The sequence below is a fragment of the Clostridium thermopalmarium DSM 5974 genome, from assembly GCF_002995795.1.
Lineage (GTDB): Bacteria > Bacillota > Clostridia > Clostridiales > Clostridiaceae > Clostridium_H > Clostridium_H thermopalmarium.
Genome location: NZ_PVXN01000012.1, coordinates 128,463 through 148,640 on the forward strand (window position 1 = coordinate 128,463; position 20,178 = coordinate 148,640).

A 20,178-nucleotide genomic window follows, 5' to 3' on the forward strand; every position below is an offset into this window, starting at 1 on the left:
TAAATTTAATAAATAATTTATTCATATTATATCATATATTATATACAAGATTAAATATATTTGTTCGTAATTTTTACAAATATAATCAGGTTCTATTTTATTACTAAATCTAATATAATCTATTAATAAATACATAATTTTATTTAATGGGAGGTACATATGTATGTATAAGTTAAGTTTAATAGACAAGATCTCTTTACTGCTAATTATAATAGGTGCTATTAACTGGGGACTTATAGGTTTATTTGATTTTAATGTTACAAAGTTTGTCTTTAGTTTCATACCTTCGCTTCAGCGAATAATATATATAGTAATAGGATTATCGGGAATTAACGTTCTATTATTTATTAAAAAAATAGAAATGTAGTTAAAATAAAATAAAAGGCTAATACCAGCCTTTTATTTATTATTCAAGAGATTCAATTAATTTTGCCATTTCTTCAGCAGCTAACGTTTCATCATCGCCAGATGCTGTAATAGTAACTTTAGAATCTTTAGTAACTCCTAGTGATAAAACTCCTATCAAACTTTTTACATTAGCTTTCTTATCATTATATTCTAAGTATATTTCTGATTTAAATGAAGATGCCTTTTTTACTAGTAAAGTAGCAGGACGTGCATGTAGACCAGTTGAACTTTTAACTATTGCTTCTTTTTTTACCATTAATATCACCTCAATTTAAATTTTTAAATAGCACTATTATATTATATCATTATTTTAATATTTCTCAACTTTTAATTTAAAAGTTGAGAAATAAAATTTTCTATTCTATTTAAGCCTATCTCAATTTCTTTCATAGAAACAGCATATGAAAGTCGTACATAATCATCTAAACCAAAGGCTATCCCAGGAATAACAGCTACCTTTTCCTCAGACAGCAAGCATTCTGCAAATTCCATAGAGTTATTAATTACCTTATTATCAATTTTTCTACCATAGTATTTTGATACATTGAGCATAATATAAAATGCACCTTCAGCACTTATGCAAGATAGATTATTAATCGAATTAATTTTATTAATCATATAGTTTTTTCTTTTTTCAAATTCTTTTACCATATTATATAAGTCTTCTTGAGGACCAGTCAAAGCTTCTAAGGCAGCATATTGAGCTACGGATGTAGGGTTAGAAGTAGTATGACTTTGAATACTTGACATTAGTTTAATTATATGTTCATCCCCAGCTGCATATCCTATTCTCCAACCTGTCATAGCATAAGATTTAGAAACTCCGTTAACTACAATAGTTCTCTTATAAGCATCTTCATTTAAACTTGCAATACTTATATGAATATTATCTTCATATATTAACTTCTCATATATTTCATCAGATATTATTAATAAATCATGACGTTTCGCAAAGTCAGCTATAGCTAATAGCTCTTCTTTAGAATAAACAACTCCTGTAGGGTTATTAGGGCTATTTATTATAATACATTTAGTCCTATCGCTTACCTTCTTTTCCATAGCTTCAATTGTATACTTGAAATTATCTTTCTCCTGACATTCCACAAAAATCGGAACTCCTCCATAAAGTCTTACTAATTCAGGATAACTCACCCAATATGGAACAGGTATAAGAACTTCATCACCATAGTTTAAAACTGCTTGAAATACATTTGATAAACATTGCTTTGCCCCGGTAGAAACTATTACTTGATCAATTGTGTAAAACAAATTATTGTCCTTTTTAAATTTTTCGATAATGGCCCGCTTTAATTCAATTATGCCAGAAGCAGGAGTATATCTAGTTAGCCCTAGATCTATAGCTTTTTTAGCAGCCTCCTTAATATTTACCGGCGTATCAAAGTCAGGCTCTCCTGCTCCAAAACTGATTATATCAATACCCTCTTTAGCCATTTGCTTTGCTTTAGCTGTTATAGCTAGTGTTAATGAGGGAGATATATTTTTTGCTTTTTCTGATACTATCATTACAGTATTTTCCTCCATTTTTTAAATATATGTAATATATAATATTATAACATAACTAATTTATCTTAAATATCAAACAATAAATAACTTATAAACTCACTCACAACAACATTCTTTAAATATAAAGTTTATTATCTAGGTTGAACAATTAATTTTATAGCCGTTCTAGTTTCATTATTTATTTGTACATCAGTAAATGCTGGAATACAAATTAAATCTATCCCAGTTGGAGCAACAAAACCACGTGCAATAGCAATAGCCTTAATCGCTTGATTCAATGCCCCCGCACCAATTGCTTGAATTTCTGCCAAACCAACTTCTCGTAATACGCCAGCTAGTGCGCCAGCCACAGAATTTGGATTAGATTTAGCTGATACTTTTAGCATTTCCATAATTAACCTCCTATAATTACGTTCATTATTTTATAAATATATATATAGTATTAGTATTTCTACAAAAAAAATAAAAACCCTCTATTTTGCTATCATAAAATTGCAAAATAAAAGGTTCTATTTTATAAATTTATCGTGCATAATCAATCGATCTAGTTTCTCTTATAATATTAACTTTAATCTGACCTGGATATTCCAATTCATTTTCTATTCTTTTAACAATATTTCTCGCCATTTCTATGCAACCATAATCATCAATTTCATCTGGTTTAACCATAATCCTAATTTCTCTTCCTGCTTGTATAGCATAAGACTTTTCTACACCTTCATACGAATTAGCTATTTCTTCAAGTTTTTCTAATCTTTTAATGTACGCTTCTAGAGTTTCTCTTCTTGCTCCAGGTCTAGCTGCTGATATAGCATCTGCCGCCTGAACAAGTATAGCTTCAATCGAATCATGCTCAACATCACCATGATGTGCTGCTATAGCATTTACAACGATATGTGATTCATGATATTTTTTAGCCATTTCTGCACCTATTAACGCGTGAGGACCCTCTATCTCATGATCAACCGCTTTTCCTATGTCGTGAAGTAAACCAGCTCGTTTAGCCAAGGTAGGATCTATGCCAAGTTCCGAAGCCATAAGTCCAGCCAAATAAGCAACCTCAATAGAATGCTTTAGGACATTTTGACCATAACTAGTACGATATTTTAATCTTCCTAAAAGCTTAATTAACTCTTGATGAACACCATGTATTCCTGTCTCAAAAGTAGCTTGTTCGCCTTCCTCTTTTATCTCATTCTCCACTTCTTTTTTAGCTTTCTCTACCATTTCTTCAATTCTTGCAGGATGAATTCTGCCATCAATTATGAGCTTCTCAAGTGCAATTCTAGCTATCTGCCTTCTAATTGGATCAAATCCTGATAAAATTACAGCTTCAGGAGTATCATCAATTATAAGATCAACTCCAGTTAACGTTTCTAAAGCCCTTATATTTCTTCCTTCTCTACCTATAATTCTACCTTTCATTTCATCGTTAGGTAAGGAAACCACATGTACAGTACTTTCAGCTACATGATCAGCAGCACATCTTTGAATTGCCGTTGAAATTATTTCTTTTGCTTTTTTATCTGCTTCTTCTTTAGCCTTATTTTCCATATCTTTAATCATAACCGCTAAATCATGTTTGATTTCTTTTTTAATTTCTTCAAGCAATAATTGACGAGCTTCCTCGGATGATAAATTAGAGAGCCTTTCAAGTTCTTCTCTTTGTGCTTCATATAACTTATCTACACTAGATTCCTTTTCTGCAATTTCCTGCTGTTTCTTATTAAGAGCGTCTTCTTTCTTCTCAATAGCTTCACTCTTCTTATCCAACAACTCTTCTCTTTGGATGATTCTTCTTTCTAATCTCTGAATTTCATTGCGTCTTTCCCTTGATTCCTTTTCAAAATCATTTCTTAGTTTATGCACTTCTTCTTTTGCTTCTAAAATTGCTTCTTTTTTTATTGATTCAGCTCCTTTTTCAGCATCTTCAATAATTCGTTTTGCTCTAATTTCGGCTTCTGCAATTTTAGCCTGTGATATATTTTTTCTAACATATATTATCACAAATACAGAAATCAGCACTGCAATAGCTATTAAAACGTATAATCCCAAAACAACACCTCCTGACTTTATCTAGTTTAGAATAAAAAATTAAGCGTCATCGAAGTTTAGAAAAGGTGTTATGTTTGTTTATATATAAATCATTTATACGTGTTAAACCAGTATTTGTATTCATTTTATATTATTTTTAAATTCGTGTCAAGTTTGTAAAAAAAGTGGCAGAGATCTAGCATCTGAACTCCAGAGGAAAACAAAGGTAGTTATAACTTTTAATACTCCATTAAAATCTATTTCTAGTTGTTTTATGAAATTGAAATCATACTTATAAACTTAATAAAAAACAGCAAAAATAGCATTTCTTTATAGTTAAACTCAATTCCATAAAGAAATGCTATTTCCAATAAAATAAACTTTTTTATTAAATACTATTTAATTGAATCTTCATTTTTCATATCAACTTTTTCAGGAACAACACTATTCTCTCTTGGTGGAAGTCCTAATTTATTCCTTATTTGATTTTCTATTTCAAATAAAGTATTAACATTTTCCTTTAAAAACTGCTTAGCATTTTCTCTTCCTTGTCCTAATCTTATATCTTTATAAGAAAACCATGATCCACTTTTTTCAATTATTTCATTATCTACACCTACATCAAGTACATTACCTTCGTATGATATCCCAGTGCCATACATTATATCAAATTCCGCTTGCTTAAAAGGAGGAGCTACTTTATTCTTTACTACTTTTACCCTAGTTCTGCTACCTAAAAATTCATCGCCTTGTTTAATTGTGTCTACCTTTCTAACATCTAGCCTTACAGATGCATAAAACTTTAACGCTCTACCTCCTGGTGTAGTTTCTGGATTTCCAAACATCACCCCGACTTTTTCTCTTAATTGATTTATAAATACAGCAGCACACTTTGACTTGTTTATAACACCAGTTAATTTTCTAAGTGCTTGAGACATAAGCCTTGCTTGAAGACCAACATGTGAATCTCCCATTTCTCCTTCTATTTCCGCTTTTGGAACCAAAGCTGCAACAGAGTCTACTACAATCACATCTATAGCTCCTGATCTCACTAAAGCCTCACATATTTCTAAAGCTTGTTCTCCGGTATCTGGTTGAGATACTATTAAATTATCTATATCCACACCTAATGCTTTTGCATATATTGGATCTAATGCATGTTCAGCATCTATAAATGCTGCAGTTCCACCGGATTTTTGAGCTTCTGCTATAATATGTAAAGCCACAGTAGTCTTACCAGAAGATTCTGGTCCATATATCTCGATTATTCTACCTCTTGGTACTCCTCCTATTCCCAAAGCTATATCTAAAGACAAACTTCCAGTAGATATTGCCTCTATATTAAGAACATGATCTTCTCCAAGCTTCATCACTGAACCTTTTCCGAATTGCTTTTCAATTTGAGTTATAGCGGCTTGTAAAGCCTTCATTTTTTCATTATTCATATTATCATCCCCTACCGGGTCACACTCCTTTCAATTTCGAACGTATGTTCCTACTCAAATTATACATTATATCTATAGGTAGGTCAAGTGGGTACAATAAAAGTTCCTATTTATGTATTTATAGGAACTTTTATTATATTATAACCTTTTTATTTTAAATTAATCAATGATTAGTACTAATTGCTTTTTTATTTTTTACAAAATAATCGATTCCCGAAATTACGGTTATAATAACAGCAAGAGTTACACTTATATATGTAATATACCTTACATATATTGTACTATGTACTAAAGATATTAACGCAAAAATTATAGCAATTATCTGAACTACTGTTTTTATTTTCCCCCACCAACTAGCTGCTATAACTACTCCTTCAGATGCAGCAACTGCTCTTAAACCTGTAACAGCAAATTCTCTGCCAATGATTATCATTGATACCCAAGTAGGAATAATATTATATTCCACTAATGATATTAGTGCTGAAGTTACAAGTAATTTATCGGCTAATGGGTCCATAAATTTTCCAAAGTTTGTTATCTCATTTCTACTTCTAGCTATATATCCATCTAGTTTATCTGTTAAAGCTGCAACTATAAAAATAAGTATAGCTATAAAAATAGAATAACTCTTATTTAAAGCCATAAAAATTAAGAAAATAGGTACCAAAATAATTCGAATTATAGTAAGTTTATTCGCAAGATTCATGATAAACAACTCCTATTAAATCATATTCTAAGGCATCAGTTATTAGCACATCAATAAAGTCTCCTATATTTAATATTTTATCACATTTAAAGAAAATTGCACCATCTATTTCAGGAGCCATTTCATAGCTTCTTCCAAACCAATAGTCACCATTTTCTTTTCCTTCTACAATTACTTTATATATTTTGCCAATTTTATGCTTATTTTTTTCCTTAGATATACCTTGTTGAATCATCATTATCTCTTCTAACCTATTATCCTTTATTTCTTCACTAACTTGATTATCCATTCTAGCTGCAGGTGTATCTTCCTCTTGAGAGTATTTAAAAACTCCCAAATTATCAAATTTAATATTTTTCACGAATTCTTTTAATTCATTAAACTCTTCTTCAGTTTCTCCAGGAAATCCAACTATGAGAGATGTTCTAAGAACTAAGCCATTTATTAAACTTCTCATTTTATTTATATTATTTGTAATAAGTTCTTTACTACTTTTCCTATTCATTCTTTTTAGAACAGAATTACTTATATGTTGTATAGGAATATCTAGGTATTTACATACTTTATTATTATTGGCTATTTCATCTATAAACTTATCAGTTATTTCTTCAGGATAAGTGTATAATACTCTGATCCATTCTAAATTTTCTATTTTTGAAATAGCCCTTATTAATTCATGCAGCTTGTTTTCTTTATATAAATCTACACCATATACAGAAGTGTCCTGTCCAACCAGAATAATTTCTTTAACTCCCATTGACACTAATTCATTTGCTTCACTAACTATACTTTCTATACTCCTGCTCCTGTACTTTCCTCTTATTTTAGGAATAATACAATAAGTACAAAGATTATCACAACCCTCGGAAATTCTTATATAAGCAGTATGACTTTTAGTAGTTAAAATTCTCTTACCCTCATTTATAGATATATCACTATAATCACATACACAAATTTTATTTTTATTAGCATTAAAAAAATTATCTATATATTTTTGTATATTTGCATATTCATTAACTCCAAGCATAATATCAATTTCTGGTATTAATTTATGAAGTTCTTCTGAATATCTTTGAGTAAGACACCCAGTTGCAATAAGCATCCTACAATTCTTCTTTTTATAATCAGCCATCTCAATAATTGCATCTATAGATTCCTGTTTTGCGCTTTCTATAAATCCACAAGTATTTACTATTAATATATCAGCTTTATTAGGGTCATTTACTATTTCATTTTTTTCGTTTAACTTTCCTAATAGAAGTTCTGAGTCTATTCTATTCTTATCGCATCCTAGACTTATAAGTCCAACCTTATATTTAGCCACTAAATTTCCTCCTTAATATACAAACATTATTTTTATCATAAAATTTATTTTAAAGCTATTAAGCAAATTTAACAAGTAGTAATTTAAATATTATTCTTTAATTATCACTTTCTACTATAGTATCAACTAATACTTGTCTAGGCTTACTTCCATTTCTTCCAGATATTACACCCCTCGTTTCCATTTCATCTATTAACCTCGCCGCTCTATTATATCCAATTCTAAGCTTTCTTTGTAAAAGAGATGTAGATGCTTGTCCGGTTTCTATAACAATTTGTATTGCTTCATCTATGAGCTCATCACCTTCATTTTCTTTCTTATTGGTACCAGCGTTTATTTCATTAATAATACTTTCCTCATATTTTATCTCACTATTTTGAGATTTTATAAAATTTACTACTTTTTCTACTTCTTCTTCTGAAATAAAAGCGCCTTGTATTCTAATTGGTTTTGACTCTCCAACAGGATAAAATAGCATATCTCCCTTGCCAAGTAACTTTTCAGCACCAGCGGAATCTATTATAGTTCTAGAGTCTACTTGACTAGATACAGCAAATGATATTCTAGAAGGTATATTTGCTTTAATTACTCCAGTTATAACATCTACTGAAGGACGTTGAGTTGCTATAACTAGATGCATTCCGGCAGCTCGTGCCATTTGTGCTAATCTAGCAATATATTCCTCTACCTCTCCTGGAGATACCATCATTAAATCTGCCAATTCATCAATTATGATTATAATCCATGGCAATTTTTCTTTTATTTTTCCCTTATTAAAAAGTTCATTAAATCCTTCTATATTTCTAACATTGTTTTCTGCAAATAAATTATATCTTCTTGTCATTTCTGTAACAGCCCAATTTAATGCTCCAGCTGCTTTTTTAGGATTAGTAACCACAGGTATTAGCAAATGAGGAATACCATTATATACATTTAGTTCAACTACTTTTGGATCAACTAATAAAAGTTTAACATCCTCTGAAGAGTATTTATATAATAAGCTTATTATTAAAGTATTAATACATACACTTTTACCAGAACCTGTTGCACCAGCAATTAATAAATGAGGCATTTTAGATAAGTCTGAAACAATACAATTCCCAGCAATATCTTTTCCCACAGCAAAAGCTATATTTTTATTGAAGTTCTTAAATTCATTTGATTCTATTACCTCTCTTAAATATACAGGAGAGACTATTTTATTAGGTACCTCTATTCCAACAGCACTTTTACCTGGAATAGGAGCTTCGATTCTAACAGAAGAAGCAGCTAAACTTAAAGCTATATCATCTGATAAATGAGTTATTTTACTTACTTTTACACCAGAACTAGGCTGCAATTCAAATCTGGTAACTGATGGTCCTTTAGTAACCTGTATTACCTTAGCATTCACTCCAAAACTAGCTAAGGTTTCTTCTAATTTTGTTGCATTATTTATTAATTCTTTCTTACTATTCTTATTATGGTTATCACTAGGACTATGATTTAATAACTGAAGAGGTGGAAAAACATATTCTTTATTACAATTGTTGTATTTTTGATTTAATTCATTGTTTAATTGTTTATTGATTTCTTCATAAACTTCCTTATCTGCTTGGGAACTATTAGATTTTTTAACTATATTTGTATTGAATCCAGTATCAACTATTTTAGGTTCTAAAATTTTAATTTCTTTACCAGATTCTTCATTGGTTTTTAAATTCTCTATATTATGTGCTGATTTCAAAAAATTAATAATTTTTACTTTGCTATTTAAGTCTTTTATTAAAGATGATTTTTCTTCTTCTTTACCTTGATTTTCTTTATTCTTATTCTTAATAATACTTTTTCCTTTAATTTTTTCGATTAAAATTTTATCAAGTTTAAACATATAAAAAAGCTCATTTATAGATATTTGCATTATTAAAATTCCAGCTATAATATATATAGATATAAATATTATGTATGATCCTATGTCTCCAAATAGCTTATACAATGGAATGTCAATCAAATAAATAAGTATTCCTCCATGAAAATGATCTGTCTTATTATATATTTTATGTATACCTAAAATCCAGCTACCTTCAGTATAATATTGCTTAATATATATCATTTGTATAAACATAAGTGAATTTATCAACAGAGTCATTATTCCATAAAATCTTTTATTAAAAATAATCTTACCTTTTTTTATTATAAAACTTATTCCTACCAATATTAATAATAAAGGAAAAAAATATGCTCCTAGCCCAATAAGAGAAAAAAGAAACTTCTTTACTGTTTTACCCATTAATCCAGAAGAATTTGTTGCAAACACACTTAATAACATCAATATACCTATAGTCATAAATATAATACCTTTTATATCATTAGATATATTTGATTTGCTATAGGCATTTTTCTTAACCATATTATCACCTCTGCTTGTAAATTCTACACACTGTGAAACTATCCTTTTATATTATAAAATAAAACTAGCCAGAGAAAAACCCTTAGCTAGTTTCTTTGCTTTTTACTATCAATCAATTCCTCTAATTTTTTTATGGCGTTACTTAATCCACCAACCTCATCAATTAACTTATAATCAACTGCTTGCTTTCCAATTAAAATTGTACCCATATCATTTAACAATTCGTCTGTTTGCAACATTAATTTTCTTAAAGTATCTTTTTCTATCTTTGAAGTGCGAGTAATAAAATCTACAATACGTTCTTGCATTTTATTAAAATACTCAAAAGTTTGAGGAACACCTAGTACTAGCCCATTCATCCTAATTGGATGAATTATCATAGTTGCAGAAGGAGATATAAAGGAATAATCAGCAGATGTTGCAAGAGGCACACCAATAGAATGACCTCCTCCTATAACTAAAGATACAGTAGGCTTACTTAAACTATTTATCATCTCAGCAATAGCAAGACCAGCTTCCACATCTCCGCCTACAGTATTTAAAATAATTAATACACCTTCCACTGATTTATTAGTTTCTATAGCCACTAGCTGAGGAATAACATGTTCATATTTAGTAGCTTTAGATTGCGGAGGTAGTACAGAATGGCCTTCTATTTGACCTATTATTGGTAATATCTGAAATCTCTGGGCAATTTGGTTCGCATTTGGAATTCCTAATTCTTTTATAGAATCAAGTTTATCCTTTTGATTTTCTTTATTAGTGTTTTTTTCAGTCATAATCATACCTCCCATTTTTAAGTATAGTTTTTACTTAAGAGGTAATGACTATACATACTATTTATTGTCTAAATTAAATTCCTTATGCAGAACATTGATGGCTAGTTCAGTATATTTAGACTCAACTAAACACCAAATTGTTGTATGGGAATCTGCAGTTTGAAGTACATCGATTTTATTTTTTATAAGAGCTTTCAATATTTTTGCCATTATACCGGGAATTCCACGCATTCTAGAACCTATTATAGCAATCTTACTGCAATTATCTATATAAGAATATTTTAGACTAAGCATATTCATTATATTTTTAAATCTAATAATGTCTTTTTTGTCTATTGTAAAAATTTTTTGATTTGGAAATACATTTATTAAATCTATACTTATTAGATTATCTGCAAGTACTGGAAATAAATCATGGTAATTTTCATTATTTATATTCTCTTCTAACTCTATTTTTATCTGAACTCTATTATCCATATGGGTAATTCCAGTAATTACATTTGTATTATTCAATGCACCTGTATTGTCAATAGTCGTACCACGACAATCACTCATAGTATTTTTAATTACCAATGGAATATTTCCCTTCATTGCAATTTCTACTGCTCTAGGATGTATTACTTTTGCACCTTGGTCTGCAAACTGAAATACTTCATTATAGGTAATCTCTTCTATAAGTGCTGCATTTTCAACTATTCTAGGATCTGCGGTCATAATGCCATCTACATCTGTATATATTTCAACTTCTACTGCATTTAGTGCTACTCCTAAAAGAGCAGCAGTAACATCACTTCCACCTCTTCCTAGAGTAGTCATAAACCCATCTTCACTGATACCTTGAAAACCAGCCACTACCGGTATTTTGTTCTCTTCTATTAACTTGACTATTCGACTTATATCAACTTTTTTTATACTAGCATTATTAAAATTATCATCAGTTTTTATTCCAGCCTGTCCACCAGTTAATGGAATAGCACTTATATTTTCTAAATATAGCTCATTACACATTACCACAGTACTTATAATCTCTCCACAACTCATCATAAGATCCGTAGCTAAAGGATTACTGTTTTTGAACTCTTCTGTTAAAAGCGATAATAAAGTGTCTGTTGCATAAGGCTCACCCATTCTCCCCATAGCAGATACAACAACAACCGGAGAATAACCTTCGCTTTTAGCTTTAAGTATCTTATTAATCGCTAACCTTCTTTTTTCACGAGTAGATACCGAAGTACCACCAAACTTTTGAACTAAAATTTTCATATTTAGCCTCCAAAATAAATTATTTATAGCTTTTTCTAAATTGAGATTCTTCCACATCAATAATTATTGTTTTTGTTCCAATTTTATTTACGTATTCCCATGGCAATTCTAGTAAATCATTATTCTTAAAAAGGCTAAAGTAGGATTTGTGATTATTAATTACGAGCAACTTTAGATTTCCATCTTCATCAATTATAATATCGTTATTATAAAGATAATTATATTTTTCACCATTACTAATATTAATTATTTCATATTTTTCAATATCACTATATAACTTTACTCTATCATCCATAATTATTCCCCCTTAACACATATCATAAGTATATGTATGATGTATATTAAGGATATATTCAATATATTTTGCTTTATTCTGCAAAATAAAAAGGCATCTCTGCCCTTCTACTCTATTCATCAGTACTTTTATTTTGTTTTTCTTCTGAGTCTTTGATTGCGTCCTTTCTTGAAAGATTTACTCTTCCCATAGAATCAATTTCTGTAACTTTAACTAGTATCTCATCTCCTACTGAAACAATATCTTCTACTTTACTTACACGCTTAACATCAAGTTTAGATATGTGTACTAATCCTTCTTTGCCAGGTAATATCTCTACAAATGCACCAAAATTAGATATCTTAGTGACCTTTCCTAAATATATTTCGCCTTCTTTTATCTCCCTCGTATAGCCATCTATCATTTGTAGTGCTTTATTTCCTGATTCATAGCTTTCAGCTGTTACAAATACCGTTCCATCATCCTTAATATCAATCTTGACTCCAGTCTCATCAATTATTTTATTTATTGTTTTTCCGCCAGTCCCTATTACATCTTTAATCTTAGCAGGATTTATATTCATTGTAAATACTTTTGGAGCATATACAGATACTTCTTTTCTTGGACCATTTATGCACTTTTTCATAACTTCTAGTATAGCTAATCTTGCTTCTCTAGCATCTGCCAATGCAGTTTTTATACAATTATTAGATAATCCTTCTATTTTAGTGTCAACTTGTATGGCAGTAATTCCCTTTTCTGTACCAGCCACCTTGAAATCCATATCACCAAAGAAATCTTCTAATCCTTGTATATCTGTTAAAATTTCTTCTTGTTGTAAGTCTTTACTTGTAACTAATCCCATGGCTATACCAGCTGCTGGTCTTTTTATAGGAACACCTGCATCTAATAAAGCAAGAGTGCTACCACATACACTTGCTTGAGATGTAGAACCATTTGAACTTAGTACTTCAGAAACCAATCTAATAGCATAAGGAAATTCCTGTTCACTTGGTATTAAAGGCTCAAGTGCCTTTTCAGCTAAAGCACCATGCCCAATTTCTCTTCTATTCGGACCTCTTAAAGGTTTAACTTCTCCTACACTATATGATGGAAAGTTATAATGGTGCATATATCTTTTTGAAGTTTCTTCTTCTATACCATCTAATATTTGCACCTCACTTATAGATCCTAGAGTTGCTACAGTCAACACTTGAGTTAATCCTCTTGTAAACAATCCACTTCCATGAGTTCTTGGCAAAATAGAAACTTCAGCTGAAAGCGGCCTGATTTCCTTAAACCCTCTACCATCTGGTCTTCTCTTTTCATTTAAAATCATATTTCTTACTATTTCTTTTTGTATATTATATACTGCTTCATCTAAATCAAGCAAATTATCTGGGTACTTCTCTTTAAATTGTTCATCGATTTTCTCCTTGACTTCATCCATTGCTTTATTTCTCAAATCTTTATCTGTATTATACATAGCTTTTTTTATCATATCAAAGGAAAATTCTCTAACTTCTTTTTCTATATCCTTGTTAATCTCATAAGGTATAAATTCTGCTTTAGGCTTGCCATACTGTTTCATAACCTCTTCTTGAAAACGAGCTATTTTTTTACACTCTTCAAATCCAAACATTATTGCATCATACATTACATCTTCTGGTATTTCTTCACCACCAGCTTCTATCATCATAACCCTTTCTTGAGTAGCGCAAACTGTTAAATCTAAAATGCTTTCATCTCTTTGTTTAGATGTAGGGTTTATAATAAATTCATTATTTATTAATCCCACCGATACTGTACCAACAGGTTTTGTAAACGGTATGCTTGATAAGCATAATGCTAATGAAGCTCCATTCATCGCTAATATATTTGGCAAATTATCTTGCTCAACAGATAAAACTGTACAAACAACCTGAACATCATTTCTATATCCTTTTGGAAATAGAGGCCTTAGTGGTCTATCAATAGCTCTAGCATTGAGTATAGCCTTATCAGAAGGTCTCCCTTCTCTCTTAATAAAACCACCAGGTATTTTACCAACAGCATACAATCTTTCTTGATATTCTATGCTTAACGGAAAAAAGTCTACTCCCTCCCTAGGAGCATCTGAAGCATTAGCATTTACAAGTATTACAGTATCACCATAACTTATTTTCAAAGCGCAATCTGATAACATTCCTAGTTTGCCAAATTCACCTCTTAGCTTCCTTCCAGCTATTGTTGTTTCAAAAATTTGATTCATAATGTACCTCCCTTCAACATCCACATACATTACTATTATTGCCTATTTATATTAATTTAATAAAGAATATGTAGATTATTCCTAAAATAATAGAGCGGAACTAGCCCGCTCTAAACTATTTTCTTAATTCTAATTTTTTTATTAAAGAACGATATCTTTCGATGTCTTGCTCTTTTAAATAATTTAAAAGGCCTCTTCTTTTACCAACCATCATTAAAAGCCCTCTTCTTGAGTGATAATCTTTTTTATGTTCCTTTAAATGTTCATTTAGATGATTGATTCTTTCTGTTAATAAAGCAATTTGAACTTCTGGAGAACCAGTATCTCCTTCATGTAATGCATATTGATTAATTATTTCTAACTTTCTAGCCTTTTCCATAAAAGCACCTCCGTATTTATAATCCCCATTATTCCATGAATACCGCCGGCCAGTCAATATTCATAGGATAAGGTTCGAAGAGTATTATAGCATATAACTGGTAAAAAGTAAATTATTTTTTATATTTAGTCTATTTTAAATTCAAGATTCTGCTTTTCAGCATAGTTCTTATCTTTTTCTAATTGTTTTGATAAAGTTTCTAAAGATTCAAATTTCTTTTCATCTCGTATTCTTTTATAAAAATATATTTTTACAAATTCATTATATATATCTTTGTTAAAATCAATAATATGCGTTTCTATACTTAATTTTTTATCTTTTACTGTAGGATTATATCCTATATTAGTTATACCTTTATATTTTTTTCCGCTATATTCTACAACCGTATAATACACTCCACCACGTGGTAATACAAGACTTTTATTATAGTCTAAATTTATTGTTGGAAAGCCTATTTTTTTGCCTAATTGTTTACCACTTACTACCTTTCCCTCTAAGAAAAAAGGCCTATTCAAAAATCGATTTGCCTTAGTTATATCTCCTTCTGAAATAAGGTGTCTTATTCTTGAACTACTAACTATTTCATCATTAACTTTTACTGGAGATATAACACTTAATTCGAATCCTAAGGAATTACTTAAATCCTCCAACAATTCTATATCTCCTAAGTTTTTATATCCAAACCTATAGTTAAAACCTACAATAAGTCCTTTTGCATTATAATATCCGATTATATTCTCAATAAATTTTTCTGGAGAAATTCTCATGAATTCCTCATTAAATTCCACGTAATTTAAAATATCTATACCAGCGTCTTTTAAAAGTTCTGTTTTGGCTTTATTATTCATAATTAACTTAGGAACCATTTCTTCATTAATAATTGTTAAAGGATGATTTTTAAAAGTAAACACCATACTTTTAGCCTTATTGGCTCTAGCTAATTCTATAGTCTTGTTTATAAGATTCATATGTCCTATGTGAAGCCCATCAAAGCTTCCTAACGCTATATATGTCTTCTCATCTAACTTAATATTAAAATTATCCTCATATACTATCATATTATTTTCTCCTAAAGCAATAATATCTCTAATTTTAATCCGTTAGAATTTCTTAATCCAATACCTAAAAATTTTTCATCATAAGTGTAAATTCTATATAACTTGTTTAACTGTATTTCGTTCAAAAGTCTTCTATCGCCGACTCTAACTCCATTGCGTAATAATTTCTCAACATTTGAATTTACTTTTACTTTGTCATAGTCATTTAAAGCCACATCTATAGGAATTATATGCTCATTCACATTGGTCTCTTTCAAATCTTCAAGAAATAATGCATTTTCTTTATTGAATTTTCCGCTTTGTATTCTTTCTAAACTCCACATTGTAGCACCACAAGCGAGTTTTTTACCTATATCATAGCATAAGCTTCTTATATACGTCCCCTTAGAGCATTTAACTCTAAAAGAAACATAAGGTAAACTTATATCTAAAATATCAATATCATATATTGTTATTGGTCTAGCATTCCTTTGTATTTCTACACCATCTCGAGCAAGTTCATATAGTTTTTTTCCATTTATTTTAACTGCAGAATACATAGGCGGAACCTGAAGTATGTTCCCTTTGAAAGAATTTATACATGATATTATATCTTCTTCAAGTACACTAACTTCGCTTGTTGTTATAATTTTACCTTCTCTATCATAAGTATCTGTTGTAATGCCTAACTTTAATTTGCACTCATATACTTTAAAATCATTCATTATATAGTTAACAATTTTTGTAGCTTTTCCTATACAAATTGGTAAAACTCCACTAGCCAATGGATCTAAAGTCCCAGTATGCCCTACTTTCTTTACCTTTGTTAATTTTCTTATAGTCTTTACAACATCAAAAGATGTCATTCCAACTGGTTTATAAATATTTAATACTCCATTCATTATATCAACTCTTTTTCTATTTGTTTAATTAATATAGATTTAATTTCTTGTAAAGATACGTTAGTGGAAAAACCTGCAGCTCTAATATGTCCACCTCCGTTGAACATTTCTGCAATTTTTCTTACATCTACTTTTTTCTTTGATCTCAAACTAACTTTGGTTACACAATCACACTCTTTAAGTAAAATTGCAACTTCTACAGTATCTATCTGAGTTCCTATATTAACTAAATCTGATGTATCAGATTTATCAATATTAAATTCTTCTATCATTTCTTTTGTTAGTTCCATTATACATAGTTTTTTATTTAATTCTAAATGCATTTTTTCAATAATTTTTCCTTGAAGCTTCAGCCTTTCAAAGCTTATATTTTCAAATATTTTTCTGTGAATTTCAGAAAAATCTATTTTTTTATATATCAACTCTCCAGCTATTTTATGAGTCAATCTTGTTGTATTGGAATGTCTAAAGGATCCTGTATCTGTAAGTATTGATGTATAAAGACATGTAGCGATGTCTTTATCTATATTTACATTCAAAACCTCTAATAACTCATAAATAATTTCCGCTACTGCAGCCGCATTTGTATCTATATAATTTAAATCGCCATAATTATCATTAGATATATGATGATCAATATTAATTAAAGTATATTTTTTAGTATTTAAATCAATATCAGCATTTATTCTTTCAAAGTTACCACAGTCTAATACAATAACAGTATCTGTATCTTCTAAAACATAGTTTAAATCCTTGTTTATTCTATCAGAATAAGGTAAATAATAAAATGTTTCTGGTATTTCTTCTTTTGAAATTATATATGCGCTTTTGCCTATATTAAGAAGTCCCTGCATTAATGCAAGGGAACTTCCTAAGGAGTCTCCATCAGGAGATATATGGCATGTGATACCTATTTTTTTACTTTTCTTTATTTTTTCTATAATATTATTTGGTATCATGTTTGTCTTGCTCCTTTAAATCACTTAGAATCTCATTAATATGCATACCATGTTCTATGCTTTTATCTACTTCAATTATTATTTCAGGTGTATATCGTAGCTTAACTCTATGCCCTACTTCTCGTCTAATGAAACTGACTGAATTTTTTAGAGCTTCAACACTTTCCTTTTTCTGTTCATCTGTACCAAAAATACTTATAAAGACTTTTGCATATCTCAAGTCATTTGTAACTTCTACTCTTGTTACACTTACCATTGCAGTAAGCCTAGGGTCATTTATATCGTACTGAATTATATTGCTAATTTCCTTTTTTATCTCTTCATTTATTCTACCTAATCTATATTTCGCCATATAACTCTCTCCTCTAAAGTACACAAATTATAGATTCTTACGCTTTACTTCTTCCATAATGAAAACCTCAATCATATCTCCTTCTTTAAGATCATTAAACTTCTCTATTGATAATCCACACTCATATCCAGATGCTACTTCTTTTACATCATCCTTAAATCTCTTTAAAGATGAAATTTCTGACTCGAACACTACAATACCATCTCGTATTACTCTTGCTTTACTGTTTCTTACTATTTTACCATTTAACACATAACAGCCAGCTATGGTTCCAACACTTGATATTTTATATACAGCTCTAACTTCAGCATTTCCTAAGACTACTTCCTTGTATTCTGGCTCTAACAAACCTAACATGGCTGATTTTACATCCTCTATAGCATCATATATAATCCTATATGTTCTAATATTAACTCCTTCCTTTTCTGCTAATGAAGTTGCATTATTAGTTGGTCTAACATTAAAACCTATGATAATCGCATTTGACGCTGATGCTAATGTTACATCTGTCTCACTAATAGCCCCAACTGCACCGTGAATAACTCTTACTTTAACAGACTCTGTTGATAATTTTTCAAGTGATTGAGTAACCGCTTCAACGGATCCTTGAACATCTGCTTTAACTATTACATCAAGTTCTTTAACTTTACCTTCCTGAATTTGATTATATAAGTCTTCAAGTGAAACTTTGTTGCTTGATGTTAATCTTTGTTGCCTTAATTTTTCTTTTCTAGCTTCAGCCATATTTCTAGCTGTTTTCTCATCTTTAACTACATTAAATCTATCTCCAGCATCTGGTACTTCTGAAAGACCAAGTATTTCTACTGGTATTGATGGACCTGCTGATGATATATTATGTCCTTTATCATCAAACATAGCTCTTATTCTACCATATGTAGTCCCAACTAATATTGAATCTCCTACTCTAAGAGTACCATTTTGAACCAATAGAGATGCTACTGGACCTCTGCCTTTATCAAGTTTTGCCTCTATTACTGTACCTTTAGCTTTTCTATTTGGATCAGCTGTTAATTCTTCCATTTCAGCTGTTAAAAGAATCATTTCAAGTAATGTATCAAGCCCTTCTTTTGTATGAGCTGAAACTGGAACAGTTACTATATCTCCACCCCAATCTTCTGGGATAAGATTATATTCTGTTAATTCTTGTTTAACTCTATCGATATTTGCACCTACTTTATCAATTTTATTAATAGCTACTATTATAGGTACATTTGCCGCTTTACAGTGATTAATTGCTTCAACAGTTTGAGGCATTATTCCATCATCTGCAGCAACTACAAGAATTACTATATCAGTAATTTGCGCTCCTCTTGCCCTCATAGTAGTAAAAGCTTCATGTCCAGGAGTATCTAGAAATGTTATTTTTTCATTATTGACTTCTACAGTATAAGCACCAATATGTTGTGTAATTCCGCCCGCCTCTGTTGCTGTAACCTTTGATTTTTTTATAGCATCAAGTATAGAAGTTTTACCGTGGTCTACATGCCCCATTACTGTTACAACAGGCGGCCTTTTTTCATAATTTTCCTCATTAATATCTTCCTCATTATCTTCATCATCATTATCAACTAGTAAAGACTCTTCTTTTTTTATAACTAACGCATCAAATTTTTCTGCTAACTTTTCAGCAGTATTAAAGTCTAACTCTTGATTTATAGCAGCCATTACTCCCATAAACATGAGTTGTTTTATAACTTCCGTAATAGGTTTCTTTAATTTATCTGATAGTTCCTTAACAGTAATAGTATCCTCCATTTCTATAATTATCTCTTCTGCTAAAGTAGATTCATTATTATTTTCTTTTCCATTTGACTTACTTTTAAAATTGTTTTTTTTAGAATTTTTCTTTTTGTTCTTTATCTTAACTGAGTTATCTAACTCTTCCTCATATTCATCTATTATACTTTTTGCTATAGAATTATTTTCTTTACCGTTGCTTTCATTCTCCACGAAAATTTCCTTAATTAATTCTGCATCTTCTTCATCCAAGACACTCATGTGATTTTTGACTTTTATATCGAACTCACTTGAAAGAATATCTATCAATTCTCTACTAGTTATATTCAGTTCCTTTGCTAGTTCGTAAACTCTTGTTTTAGCCAAAACATTCACCCCCAATTAGTATTTAATT

The 20,178-nt window shown here is 30.0% G+C and carries 19 protein-coding genes; 1 reads left to right on the forward strand and 18 read right to left on the reverse strand.

Annotation, left to right across the window (positions count from 1 at the left end; translation table 11 throughout):
- Window positions 1-163 precede the first annotated feature (163 nt).
- Complete coding sequence (locus tag CPAL_RS03965; RefSeq protein ID WP_061857432.1) at window positions 164-367, forward strand: DUF378 domain-containing protein; 204 nt, start codon at window positions 164-166, stop codon at window positions 365-367.
- Between the two features lie 39 nt (window positions 368-406).
- On the opposite strand, the gene CPAL_RS03970 is transcribed toward CPAL_RS03965, so the two are convergent.
- From CPAL_RS03970 to infB, 18 genes are all read right to left on the reverse strand, one after another.
- Window positions 407-664 (reverse strand): HPr family phosphocarrier protein, encoded by a 258-nt coding sequence (locus tag CPAL_RS03970; RefSeq protein WP_061857433.1) that lies wholly within the window; start codon window positions 662-664, stop codon window positions 407-409.
- Between the two features lie 71 nt (window positions 665-735).
- Window positions 736-1,932, reverse strand: a complete 1,197-nt coding sequence (locus CPAL_RS03975; protein ID WP_106024130.1) for a pyridoxal phosphate-dependent aminotransferase — start codon at window positions 1,930-1,932, stop codon at window positions 736-738.
- 131 nt (window positions 1,933-2,063) lie between these two features.
- Window positions 2,064-2,324, reverse strand: coding sequence for a stage V sporulation protein S (locus CPAL_RS03980; RefSeq protein ID WP_061857435.1), 261 nt, complete (start codon window positions 2,322-2,324; stop codon window positions 2,064-2,066).
- A 130-nt stretch (window positions 2,325-2,454) separates the two neighbouring features.
- On the reverse strand, window positions 2,455-3,969 hold the full coding sequence (gene rny, locus CPAL_RS03985; protein ID WP_207644338.1) for a ribonuclease Y: 1,515 nt from the start codon (window positions 3,967-3,969) through the stop codon (window positions 2,455-2,457).
- Between the two features lie 392 nt (window positions 3,970-4,361).
- Window positions 4,362-5,411, reverse strand: a complete 1,050-nt coding sequence (gene recA, locus CPAL_RS03990; RefSeq protein ID WP_106024132.1) for a recombinase RecA — start codon at window positions 5,409-5,411, stop codon at window positions 4,362-4,364.
- 163 nt (window positions 5,412-5,574) lie between these two features.
- Window positions 5,575-6,117: a CDP-diacylglycerol--glycerol-3-phosphate 3-phosphatidyltransferase gene (pgsA, locus tag CPAL_RS03995; protein ID WP_061857438.1), complete on the reverse strand. Its 543-nt coding sequence runs from the start codon at window positions 6,115-6,117 to the stop codon at window positions 5,575-5,577.
- Complete coding sequence (gene rimO / locus CPAL_RS04000) at window positions 6,101-7,441, reverse strand: 30S ribosomal protein S12 methylthiotransferase RimO (protein ID WP_061857439.1); 1,341 nt, start codon at window positions 7,439-7,441, stop codon at window positions 6,101-6,103. Before rimO ends, pgsA begins: the two co-directional genes overlap by 17 nt.
- A 97-nt stretch (window positions 7,442-7,538) precedes the next feature.
- Complete coding sequence (locus CPAL_RS04005) at window positions 7,539-9,830, reverse strand: FtsK/SpoIIIE family DNA translocase (RefSeq protein ID WP_061857440.1); 2,292 nt, start codon at window positions 9,828-9,830, stop codon at window positions 7,539-7,541.
- A gap of 86 nt (window positions 9,831-9,916) precedes the next feature.
- Window positions 9,917-10,609 (reverse strand): ClpP family protease, encoded by a 693-nt coding sequence (locus CPAL_RS04010; RefSeq protein WP_061857441.1) that lies wholly within the window; start codon window positions 10,607-10,609, stop codon window positions 9,917-9,919.
- 57 nt (window positions 10,610-10,666) lie between these two features.
- A complete protein-coding gene (dapG, locus tag CPAL_RS04015; protein WP_061857442.1) occupies window positions 10,667-11,872 on the reverse strand; it encodes an aspartate kinase in 1,206 nt (401 codons plus the stop codon).
- A gap of 19 nt (window positions 11,873-11,891) precedes the next feature.
- On the reverse strand, window positions 11,892-12,167 hold the full coding sequence (locus CPAL_RS04020; RefSeq protein ID WP_061857443.1) for a YlmC/YmxH family sporulation protein: 276 nt from the start codon (window positions 12,165-12,167) through the stop codon (window positions 11,892-11,894).
- 112 nt (window positions 12,168-12,279) lie between these two features.
- Window positions 12,280-14,397 carry a polyribonucleotide nucleotidyltransferase gene (locus CPAL_RS04025; RefSeq protein ID WP_061857444.1) on the reverse strand — a complete coding sequence of 706 codons (2,118 nt, stop codon included), beginning with the start codon at window positions 14,395-14,397 and terminating at the stop codon, window positions 12,280-12,282.
- A gap of 115 nt (window positions 14,398-14,512) precedes the next feature.
- Window positions 14,513-14,776, reverse strand: coding sequence for a 30S ribosomal protein S15 (rpsO, locus tag CPAL_RS04030; protein WP_061857445.1), 264 nt, complete (start codon window positions 14,774-14,776; stop codon window positions 14,513-14,515).
- Between the two features lie 125 nt (window positions 14,777-14,901).
- On the reverse strand, window positions 14,902-15,834 hold the full coding sequence (locus tag CPAL_RS04035) for a bifunctional riboflavin kinase/FAD synthetase (RefSeq protein ID WP_061857446.1): 933 nt from the start codon (window positions 15,832-15,834) through the stop codon (window positions 14,902-14,904).
- Window positions 15,835-15,845: 11 nt separating this feature from the next.
- Window positions 15,846-16,715: a tRNA pseudouridine(55) synthase TruB gene (truB, locus tag CPAL_RS04040; protein ID WP_061857447.1), complete on the reverse strand. Its 870-nt coding sequence runs from the start codon at window positions 16,713-16,715 to the stop codon at window positions 15,846-15,848.
- Entirely contained in the window at window positions 16,715-17,674 is a 960-nt protein-coding gene (locus CPAL_RS04045; protein ID WP_106024133.1) for a DHH family phosphoesterase, read from the reverse strand. Before CPAL_RS04045 ends, truB begins: the two co-directional genes overlap by 1 nt.
- Window positions 17,661-18,026: a 30S ribosome-binding factor RbfA gene (gene rbfA, locus CPAL_RS04050; protein ID WP_061857449.1), complete on the reverse strand. Its 366-nt coding sequence runs from the start codon at window positions 18,024-18,026 to the stop codon at window positions 17,661-17,663. The genes CPAL_RS04045 and rbfA overlap by 14 nt, the downstream gene beginning before the upstream one ends.
- Before the next feature lie 27 nt (window positions 18,027-18,053).
- Window positions 18,054-20,150 carry a translation initiation factor IF-2 gene (gene infB, locus CPAL_RS04055; RefSeq protein WP_061857450.1) on the reverse strand — a complete coding sequence of 699 codons (2,097 nt, stop codon included), beginning with the start codon at window positions 20,148-20,150 and terminating at the stop codon, window positions 18,054-18,056.
- Between the last annotated feature and the right edge of the window lie 28 nt (window positions 20,151-20,178).

Bases quoted from the DNA above. Each gene is read 5' to 3' on its own strand.
- CPAL_RS03965 (WP_061857432.1), top strand. From the start codon at position 164: ATGTATAAGTTAAGTTTAATAGACAAGATCTCTTTACTGCTAATTATA.
- CPAL_RS03970 (WP_061857433.1), bottom strand. From the start codon at position 664: ATGGTAAAAAAAGAAGCAATAGTTAAAAGTTCAACTGGTCTACATGCA.
- CPAL_RS03975 (WP_106024130.1), bottom strand. From the start codon at position 1,932: ATGATAGTATCAGAAAAAGCAAAAAATATATCTCCCTCATTAACACTA.
- CPAL_RS03980 (WP_061857435.1), bottom strand. From the start codon at position 2,324: ATGGAAATGCTAAAAGTATCAGCTAAATCTAATCCAAATTCTGTGGCT.
- recA (WP_106024132.1), bottom strand. From the start codon at position 5,411: ATGAATAATGAAAAAATGAAGGCTTTACAAGCCGCTATAACTCAAATT.
- pgsA (WP_061857438.1), bottom strand. From the start codon at position 6,117: ATGAATCTTGCGAATAAACTTACTATAATTCGAATTATTTTGGTACCT.
- CPAL_RS04005 (WP_061857440.1), bottom strand. From the start codon at position 9,830: ATGGTTAAGAAAAATGCCTATAGCAAATCAAATATATCTAATGATATA.
- CPAL_RS04010 (WP_061857441.1), bottom strand. From the start codon at position 10,609: ATGACTGAAAAAAACACTAATAAAGAAAATCAAAAGGATAAACTTGAT.
- dapG (WP_061857442.1), bottom strand. From the start codon at position 11,872: ATGAAAATTTTAGTTCAAAAGTTTGGTGGTACTTCGGTATCTACTCGT.
- CPAL_RS04020 (WP_061857443.1), bottom strand. From the start codon at position 12,167: ATGGATGATAGAGTAAAGTTATATAGTGATATTGAAAAATATGAAATA.
- CPAL_RS04025 (WP_061857444.1), bottom strand. From the start codon at position 14,397: ATGAATCAAATTTTTGAAACAACAATAGCTGGAAGGAAGCTAAGAGGT.
- rpsO (WP_061857445.1), bottom strand. From the start codon at position 14,776: ATGGAAAAGGCTAGAAAGTTAGAAATAATTAATCAATATGCATTACAT.
- CPAL_RS04035 (WP_061857446.1), bottom strand. From the start codon at position 15,834: ATGATAGTATATGAGGATAATTTTAATATTAAGTTAGATGAGAAGACA.
- truB (WP_061857447.1), bottom strand. From the start codon at position 16,715: ATGAATGGAGTATTAAATATTTATAAACCAGTTGGAATGACATCTTTT.
- CPAL_RS04045 (WP_106024133.1), bottom strand. From the start codon at position 17,674: ATGATACCAAATAATATTATAGAAAAAATAAAGAAAAGTAAAAAAATA.
- rbfA (WP_061857449.1), bottom strand. From the start codon at position 18,026: ATGGCGAAATATAGATTAGGTAGAATAAATGAAGAGATAAAAAAGGAA.